This is a genomic window from Cupriavidus sp. R6-3, from assembly GCF_059772245.1.
The window spans coordinates 1-3,253 of sequence record NZ_JCBAJO010000362.1; the positions used below are offsets into that span (position 1 = coordinate 1).

1 protein-coding gene is annotated in these 3,253 nt (G+C 68.0%); it reads left to right on the forward strand.

Translation table 11 applies throughout. The features are described 5' to 3' along the window. Nucleotides 1-392: 392 nt before the first annotated feature. The coding region (uvrA, locus tag AC6EI8_RS25505; protein ID WP_498383266.1) for an excinuclease ABC subunit UvrA at nucleotides 393-3,253 on the forward strand (2,861 nt) is incomplete at its 3' end.

The following is a 3,253-nucleotide window of genomic DNA, read 5'->3' on the forward strand; positions in this document are numbered from 1 at the left end:
AGGGGGCAGAGGCAGGGGCAACCCCGGAAACCGAAGTTCGGTATATTAGCAGGTTTGCTCCCGGCGCCAGACGCCGGATCGGCGGGAAGTGGCCCGGGCTGGCGAGGAAAATCGGCCAGCGGCACGGACGTGGCGGCCAGCGGTGGACAGGTTGCGGCAGGCAGCGGCCGAGGCAGCGGCAGATCGCCGCAGAGGCCGGCAGGCAAAGGCAAAAGCCGCGGCCGAAGCCGCGCCAAGACGGCCGCCAGCACCCTTCCCCGCCGGCCCGCGCCGAGGCCCCGGCCTGCTTCCTGCTTTGAGCGTACGCCCGCCGCCAGCCATGGCGCGGGCGCTCCGTGAGACCGGCCTGTCGACCCCGACTGGCGGCCCCGCCTGGCGAAGACAAACGGTATATGGAAGAAATCAGAATCCGTGGGGCCCGCACCCACAATCTCAAGAACATCAATCTCGATCTGCCGCGCAACAAGCTGATCGTGATCACCGGCCTGTCTGGCTCGGGCAAGTCCTCGCTCGCCTTCGACACGCTCTATGCCGAAGGCCAGCGCCGCTACGTCGAGTCGCTGTCGGCCTATGCGCGCCAGTTCCTGCAGCTGATGGAGAAGCCGGACGTCGATCTGATCGAAGGCCTGTCGCCGGCGATCTCGATCGAGCAGAAGGCCACCAGCCACAACCCGCGCTCGACGGTCGGCACCGTCACCGAGATCCACGACTACCTGCGTCTGCTGTACGCGCGCGCCGGCACGCCGTATTGCCCCAACCACGACCTGCCGCTGCAGGCCCAGAGCGTGTCGCAGATGGTCGACGCGGTGCTGGCGCTGCCGGAGGACACCAAGCTGATGATCCTGGCGCCGGTGGTGGCCGACCGCAAGGGCGAGCACACCGACCTGTTCGAGACGATGCAGGCGCAGGGCTTCGTGCGCTTTCGCATCCGTTCGGGCGGCGGGGCCGCGCACGAGGCGCAGGCCAAGGTCTACGAGGTCGATGCGCTGCCCAGGCTGAAGAAGACCGAGAAGCACAGCATCGAAGTGGTGGTCGACCGCGTCAAGGTGCGCGCCGACATCAAGCAGCGCCTGGCCGAATCGTTCGAGACCGCGCTGCGGCTGGCGGACGGCCGCGCCATCGCGCTCGAGCTGGACAGCGGCGCCGAGCATCTGTTCAGCTCGAAGTTCGCCTGCCCGATCTGCTCGTACTCGCTGCCCGAGCTCGAGCCGCGGCTGTTCTCGTTCAACAACCCGATGGGCGCCTGCCCGAGCTGCGACGGCCTGGGCCAGATCACCTTCTTCGATCCGAAGCGGGTGGTGGCCTTCCCGAACCTGTCGCTGGCCTCGGGCGCGATCAAGGGCTGGGACCGCCGCAACCAGTTCTATTTTCAGATGCTGCAGAGCCTGGCGGCGTTCTACGACTTCGACCTGGACACCGCCTTCGAGGACCTGCCGGCCGAGGTGCAGCAGGTGGTGCTGCATGGCTCGGGCGAGACCGAGATCCCGTTTACCTACATGAACGAACGCGGCCGCACCACGACGCGCTCGCATGTGTTCGAGGGGATCATCCCCAATCTGGAGCGCCGCTATCGCGAGACCGATTCCGTGGCGGTGCGCGAGGAGCTGGCCAAGTACCAGAACAACCAGCCCTGCCCCGCCTGCCATGGCACGCGGCTGCGCACCGAGGCGCGCCACGTCAAGGTCGGCGACGGCGAACAGGCGCGCGCGATCTACGAGATCAGCGGCTGGCCGCTGCGCGACGCGCTGACCTGGTTCCTGACGCTGCAGCTGCAGGGCGCCAAGCGCGAGATCGCCGACAAGATCGTGCGCGAGATCTCGGCGCGGCTGAACTTCCTGAACAACGTCGGGCTCGACTATCTGTCGCTGGAGCGCAGCGCCGACACGCTGTCGGGCGGCGAGGCCCAGCGCATCCGGCTGGCCTCGCAGATCGGCTCGGGCCTGACCGGCGTGATGTATGTGCTGGACGAACCGTCGATCGGGCTGCACCAGCGCGACAACGACCGGCTGATCGGCACGCTCAAGCATCTGCGCGACATCGGCAATTCGGTGCTGGTGGTCGAGCACGACGAGGACATGATCCGCGCCAGCGACTATGTGGTCGACATCGGCCCGGGCGCGGGCGTGCATGGCGGGCAGATCGTCGCCGAGGGCACGCCGCCGCAGATCGAGGCCTCGCCGGCCTCGCTGACCGGGCAGTACCTGTCGGGCGAGCTCAGCATCGAGGTGCCGGCCACGCGCACGCCGCCGGACCCGGAACGGATGCTGCGCATCCTGAACGCCAGCGGCAACAACCTGAAGCAGGTCAATGCCGAGATTCCGGTCGGCCTGCTGACCTGCGTGACGGGCGTGTCGGGCTCGGGCAAGTCGACGCTGATCAACGACACGCTGTATCCGGCGGTGGCCCGCCATCTGTACGGCTCGACGCCGGAGCCGGCGCCGCACGACCGCATCGACGGGCTGGAGCACTTCGACAAGGTCATCAACGTCGACCAGAGCCCGATCGGCCGCACGCCGCGCTCGAATCCGGCCACCTATACGGGGCTGTTCACGCCGATCCGCGAGCTGTTCGCCGGCGTGCCGTCGGCCAAGGAGCGCGGCTACGATCCGGGCCGCTTCTCGTTCAACGTCAAGGGCGGGCGCTGCGAGGCCTGCCAGGGCGACGGCGTGCTCAAGGTCGAGATGCACTTCCTGCCCGATGTCTACGTGCCCTGCGACGTCTGCCACGGCAAGCGCTACAACCGCGAGACGCTGGAGGTGCTGTACAAGGGCAAGAACATCTCGGAGGTGCTGGAGCTGACGGTCGAGCAGGCCTACGAGTTCTTCAGCGCGGTGCCGGTGGTCCGGCGCAAGCTGCAGACGCTGCTCGACGTGGGGCTGGGCTATATCCGCCTGGGGCAGGCGGCGACCACGCTGTCGGGGGGCGAGGCGCAGCGCGTCAAGCTGTCGCTGGAGCTGTCCAAGCGCGATACCGGCCGCACGCTGTACATCCTCGACGAGCCCACCACCGGCCTGCACTTCCACGATATCGCGCTGCTGCTCAAGGTCATCCACAAGCTGCGCGACCAGGGCAATACCGTGGTCATCATCGAACACAACCTCGATGTGATCAAGACCGCGGACTGGGTGCTGGACCTCGGCCCCGAGGGCGGCGCCGGGGGCGGGCAGATCATCGCGCGGGGCACGCCGGAGGACATCGCCGCCAGCAAGGCGAGCTTTACCGGCAAGTATCTGGCGCCGCTGCTGAAGCGGCC